Here is a 5,066-nt window from a genome sequence, read left to right as displayed (position 1 = left end):
ATGCACAGCCGCTAATGGTGCTGCATGGTTATTGTTATCTGGTCATCTTCTCTCTTCACATTATTCGTGCCCGGTTGTTTAACCACCTCGGGCGGCGGTGGTATCTTGGTGTTCTCACACTACCAAGAGGGTAAAATATGGCTGAGTTCAATAGAGCATTGCAGTTAGATTTAGTTAAATGCGCGGTAGATAGTTACCCTGCGCCCATAGATACAACAAATCTTCCATCGACCATAAATAATGCTGATACAGAAACCCTTGCAAAAAATATCATGTACCTCAATGAGGAAGATTTATTAATTGGTGGTGCTGAATATGTAATTGGTGGCATTCGTGTTTCACTTAATAATGCTAGAGCGACTAAAAACGCTATAAATTTACTTAGCGAAGATGGAAGCATTTCAGCATCACTCAAGGTTGTTACCGTCAAATTCCATGACGACACCATTGCCGCACTTCGTGAGTTCATCACTTTGAACGTTCCTGACCCAGAAGAAAGGAAAGGGTATTTGCAGCGCTTAAAAGAGCTTCCCGCTGACGCCACAAAACACATCGTGCTTGAACTCTTGGGTAAGGGATTAAGTCATGTGCCTGACGCAATTCAGTGGCTGCAAACAGTGCTCCGGTAGCTGAAAACTCAGTTTCATTACGTAATTTTTGAAACAGTACCCATCCGATAGCGGGGGATATTTCAAGCCAGAAATCTTCCCTGTCTTCGGTTGAAATGGTCAGGGTATTGTTAATAAATACCATGGCATATATTACGAGTTTCTGTCCGCTCTCAGTCATCGCGTCTATCTCCCCACACTAATTGATACTCTTCACACAGTTATTCAGATACGCAGCCGTTATTGCGGTTGTAAAATTTAGCCTGGTTATTTTCCCACCTCAGGCGGCAGTGGTTTCCGTTGTTCCCCAACAGACAGAAATTGGTTACTATTACTCACCCCAACAGATATGAGGTTTTTATGAGCCAAGATTCAGCAAAAGACAAACTTCTTAAAAATATTGAAATTGAAATGTCAGCACTCCGCCGCATAACCTTTTCTATGCTAAAAGCAATGACCGAAGAGCAAAGAAAATATATTCGTGATGATATTGAGCTTATGAGCCTGCAAATCACGAGCGAACTTGACAACGACGACAGCGAATCACATCTTCGTGAGCAGGTGATTCGTCGGTATGCTCTTGCTTTTTTTCCTGAGAAAGAAGAGAAATAGCCTCCCTCTGCTCTTTTTCTAATTGCAAAAAAGCTTTATTCTGCGCGGAATTTAGTGAGTTAAGCTGTGTTTCCAGTGACGCAACTGCTTTCCGCGCTTCCAGTTTCTCTTCCATCCACTGATATACTTCTTCTACAGAATTGCCATTTGGAATAATTATCGGCTCTTTCTTTTCAGTTGTCATGATCCCACCTATTGCGATTTTCACGGTATTGGTTTTTTGATCTTTACTGTGGCTTTATCTGCATCGCGCACAGGTTGGTGTACTTGGCGATCAGGCTGGAAGTTTCGACCATTGCCGTAGCTTGCAACTTGCTTTCTTCGTGCAGCGCCTCCAGCCGATGGATATAGTCCGCTTTCCGGCAGATCCACTGAGCAAGCTCTTCGTTGGTCATGTCGGTTATGATTACCGGTTCATCTTTCATGCTCACGTTCTCATCGTGTTTTGTTGTGCTGATGAAACAATATTAGGCAATACCTAATTTTATGTCAATAGGCTATGCCTAATATTTTCATTTCAGATAATCACGAGGTTATGTGACGAGTTTCCCTTCTGACCAAATAAGCTTAAGTACCGGTCTTTTTGGGTTTGTTGTTTTTACCTGAGGGGGTATTCCTGCATAACCATTGACGGGCTTTTTCGTCCATCGCGCTTACGTATGCACGAACATCAGAGTCGACCCATGGGGGCGTGTGTGAGTCTGCTGATAATAGAAAATCAATTACAGCGCGTCTTTCGTCTGTAATGAGATTGTAATCACTATTTTTTTTAATATCAGTACGTTGGGTATTTTGGCATCCCCCTTTCTGGGTGAGGTTATGATCTGGATATTCTCGCAATCCCCAGTGTTCTGGGCCGACAACATCAGAAAAATATCGCCATAGTTCAGGTAACTTTTCTTTGCTTATAGAGCCTTTTTTTATCCAGTCGTAAATTGAAGGGGGCTTTATTTTGAAGTGGCGAGCGATTTCCGCCTTGGTCTTGATGGCACCCGAAGATAACTTTTTGTTAATAGCAAGCTCTATGGCTTTGCCTAATTCTCTACCGCTAAGCATTGCCTAATCATCCCTGTATTAATTCGCTTAGGCAATTCCTATTGACCAATGATTAGGCGTAGCCTAATATTATTGGCGTGTGAATATTGGAGCCTACGCAATGAAAAAAGAGAATAGTGCATTTAAACAAGCCTGTATCCGTATCGGGGGGCAATCATCAATGGCCAAGAGCTTAGGGGTGTCTTCCCCGACAGTTAATCAATGGGTTAAAGGTATTCGCCAAATCCCGGCGGAACGATGCCCTGAAATAGAGAAAGCAACATTAGGCGAGGTTCGTTGTGAAGATCTGCGCCCGGATATTGACTGGACATATCTGCGCGGATCCCAGCAGCCGCTGACCAATTAATCAGAATGGTATCAGACCTGATCTGTTCAGATAACTACAACCCAACCTGAAAGCGAGTAGGCAATGAAGAATGAATCACTGAAAGAAGTCGTAAGAGAGATGTGCAGCGCTACTAATGGTGGGCGCGAAGTTATGGCCGGTGCGCTTGGTATGTCTGCCACGTCGTTCAATAACCGATTTTATGAAAAGAACGGCTGCCGGTTCTTCGATCACCACGACCTGATGACGATGCAGGAAGTCTCCGGGACGAAACTGTATGCCGAATATGTTGCAACAGAATCTGAAATGCTGCTGGTGGAAAGAATCAATCCGGATGATCTGGACGAGCCCGAATTATTTCGCCTGCATAGCAAGGTAGCGGCTAATCAGGGGGCACTGGCTGTGTTTATGGATAAATCACTGGAAGACGGGCAGGTAGACAGTGAAGAAGAAAAACAACTGAAAAAACTGTTGGATCGGACTGTGGCGACAGGAAGGACATTTATCTATGCATTCATTAAGTACCACAAGAAAGGGTGAAGCCGAGAGTATACGGCTCTCGGCTTCGGTCGCGCTATATCAATTGTGTGAAGAGATAAACGCATGAGCAGATTAACTCATTTGGCAGGCTTTGCGCAACTCCGCGTTGCTCCTGTAAAGGGTGGTAAAGACCCTGCCGCATTTGTTTATACGGTAAGAGTACCGGAAGGTTTCTCAGAAACAAACTACCAGTTTGTGGAGTGGGCGGTAGGTGATTTTAACCGCTTGGGTAAGACAGCAGGAGCCGCGGCATGAAAGAAACAGCTGACAATCTGGATCGGTATTACACCGACAGCCGGGGGCGGAAAGTCCACGTTGTCCGGTTTGACCGGCAAAACAGCCGGGTGATTTTCATGCGTGACGGCTATGAGCATCCGTGTTTTGAACCTCTGAAAACCTTTCAGGAGCGGTATACACGCGTGGATGAGGTGAAACCATGAGTATGATTTTAACAGCGCGCGCCTTGCAGATAAAAACCGGCAACGCGCTGCGTAAACTGGTACTGGTAAAACTGGCGGACAACGCCAACGATCAGGGCGAGTCGTGGCCGTCCGTGCCGTATATTGCTGAGCAGTGCGAAATGTCAGAGCGCTCAGTACAGAACCATATTAACGCCCTGGTGGAAATGGGGCTGGTTCGTATCGAATCCCGTAAATCGGCCAACGGTCTGAACCAGTCAAATATCTATCATCTGCGCCTGAATGCCGCCGTTGTGAGTGGTGAATCTGCTGCACCATATGGTGCAAATCCTGCGGGGGTAAGTGGTGCAAATGGTTACGGGACTGGTGCAGCAGATTCACCAGGTGGTGCAACTGGTTCCGATAGTGGTGCAGGAGCTGCACCCAGAATCAGTCATGATCCAATCATAGATCCAGATAATAAAAATATTATCTCCCGCGATGAAAAAACTAACGTCAAAACCGCAATGCCGGAAAGCTTTGAACCTGGTCGTGATCATGCTGCAAAAGCTGAGGCATCCGGACTGGATGTTCAGGAAGAGTTTCAGAAGTTCAGCGACTACCACGCCAGCAAGGGTACGAAATACACCGACTGGCACCGCGCATTCAGCTACTGGCTTGGACAGGCTGCCAACTTCAAACGCAGAACTGCAGGAAACAACACTAACTCCGTAGAGCGTGACGAGGCATTCACCCGTCTGATCGGCTCCCGTTCAAAACCACGTAACCGCACCGAGGAAATCGCGCTGGAAATGGCCGGGAAAACCGGTATCCGGACGCAGACCGAGTTTATGGGCCGCAAGACGTGGATTGATATCTGGAAACAGGCCAAAGAGCAGGCCGCAAAAGAACGGGAGGCAGCATGAACATGCGCTCAGAAAGCAAAGAAATTTACGGTGTGAATGTGTTCCCGGTGCTGGCTGTCCTGCATCAGATCCGCCGGTGGTGGGTACTGCGTGACCTGAAAGACCACTGGAACGGCCGCCATAAGGTAATCCGCATTTGCCGCCGCCATGGCTTGGATGACCTCATTCGGTTCCAAAATATCGAGCGGCAGTATTTCATGACCCGCGCCACAGCTAAACGCTACCAGCGTGAGGGGGTTATCTGATGGGGCTGACTTACGGATCTGTCTGTTCCGGCATCGAGGCCGCTTCGGTCGCCTGGGAGCCTATCGGAATGAAACCCCTCTGGTTCAGCGAAATTGAACCGTTCCCGTCTGCCGTACTGGCTTCACATTGGCCGGCGGTGGATAACCTGGGCGATATGACAAAAATCGCTGCAGCGATTCGCGCCGGTGATGTATCCGCGCCGGATCTGCTGGTTGGCGGTACACCGTGTCAGGCATTCAGTGTCGCCGGATTACGCGGTGGCCTGAGTGACGAACGCGGACAATTAACCCTTTCTTACGTTGAATTAGCGGACAGCATTGATGAAAAAAGAGAACAAAACGGTGAGCAACCAGCA

Annotated in this window: 11 protein-coding genes; 8 read left to right on the top strand and 3 right to left on the bottom strand. The window is 47.3% G+C overall.

What is annotated here, in order from left to right:
- Positions 1-137: 137 nt before the first annotated feature.
- A complete protein-coding gene (locus U868_RS24245) occupies positions 138-629 on the top strand; it encodes a hypothetical protein (RefSeq protein ID WP_025155138.1) in 492 nt (163 codons plus the stop codon).
- Positions 630-1,119: 490 nt separating this feature from the next.
- Here U868_RS24245 and U868_RS25640 read toward each other — a convergent pair whose 3' ends face one another.
- From U868_RS25640 to racR, 3 genes are all read right to left on the bottom strand, one after another.
- A complete protein-coding gene (locus tag U868_RS25640; protein WP_162817283.1) occupies positions 1,120-1,404 on the bottom strand; it encodes a hypothetical protein in 285 nt (94 codons plus the stop codon).
- Between the two features lie 43 nt (positions 1,405-1,447).
- Positions 1,448-1,645, bottom strand: a complete 198-nt coding sequence (locus U868_RS0121830) for a hypothetical protein (protein ID WP_025155136.1) — start codon at positions 1,643-1,645, stop codon at positions 1,448-1,450.
- Positions 1,646-1,787: 142 nt separating this feature from the next.
- Complete coding sequence (gene racR, locus U868_RS0121825; RefSeq protein ID WP_025155135.1) at positions 1,788-2,276, bottom strand: DNA-binding transcriptional repressor RacR; 489 nt, start codon at positions 2,274-2,276, stop codon at positions 1,788-1,790.
- Between the two features lie 100 nt (positions 2,277-2,376).
- On the opposite strand from racR, the gene U868_RS24865 reads away from it, so the two are divergent.
- From U868_RS24865 to U868_RS23885, 7 genes are all read left to right on the top strand, one after another.
- On the top strand, positions 2,377-2,622 hold the full coding sequence (locus U868_RS24865) for a helix-turn-helix domain-containing protein (protein ID WP_071997758.1): 246 nt from the start codon (positions 2,377-2,379) through the stop codon (positions 2,620-2,622).
- A gap of 63 nt (positions 2,623-2,685) precedes the next feature.
- Entirely contained in the window at positions 2,686-3,141 is a 456-nt protein-coding gene (locus U868_RS0121820; protein ID WP_025155134.1) for a YmfL family putative regulatory protein, read from the top strand.
- A 63-nt stretch (positions 3,142-3,204) separates the two neighbouring features.
- Positions 3,205-3,396 carry a hypothetical protein gene (locus U868_RS0121815; protein ID WP_025155133.1) on the top strand — a complete coding sequence of 64 codons (192 nt, stop codon included), beginning with the start codon at positions 3,205-3,207 and terminating at the stop codon, positions 3,394-3,396.
- Positions 3,393-3,581, top strand: a complete 189-nt coding sequence (locus U868_RS0121810) for a DUF4222 domain-containing protein (RefSeq protein ID WP_025155132.1) — start codon at positions 3,393-3,395, stop codon at positions 3,579-3,581. The genes U868_RS0121815 and U868_RS0121810 overlap by 4 nt, the downstream gene beginning before the upstream one ends.
- Positions 3,578-4,465, top strand: a complete 888-nt coding sequence (locus U868_RS0121805; RefSeq protein ID WP_025155131.1) for a helix-turn-helix domain-containing protein — start codon at positions 3,578-3,580, stop codon at positions 4,463-4,465. The genes U868_RS0121810 and U868_RS0121805 overlap by 4 nt, the downstream gene beginning before the upstream one ends.
- The gene (locus tag U868_RS0121800) at positions 4,462-4,710 is read left to right on the top strand and encodes a hypothetical protein (RefSeq protein ID WP_051583101.1); all 249 of its coding nucleotides are present in this window, start codon (positions 4,462-4,464) and stop codon (positions 4,708-4,710) included. The genes U868_RS0121805 and U868_RS0121800 overlap by 4 nt, the downstream gene beginning before the upstream one ends.
- Positions 4,710-5,066, top strand: a 357-nt coding sequence (locus U868_RS23885) for a DNA cytosine methyltransferase (protein ID WP_036412332.1), incomplete at its 3' end; no start/stop codon positions are given. The genes U868_RS0121800 and U868_RS23885, both read left to right, overlap by 1 nt.

Origin of the sequence: Morganella morganii H1r, assembly GCF_000633515.1 — a bacterium.
GTDB classification, from domain to species: domain Bacteria; phylum Pseudomonadota; class Gammaproteobacteria; order Enterobacterales; family Enterobacteriaceae; genus Morganella; species Morganella morganii_B.
Note: the sequence above shows the minus strand (reverse complement) of the source record. Positions and strands in the feature narration are given on the sequence as shown.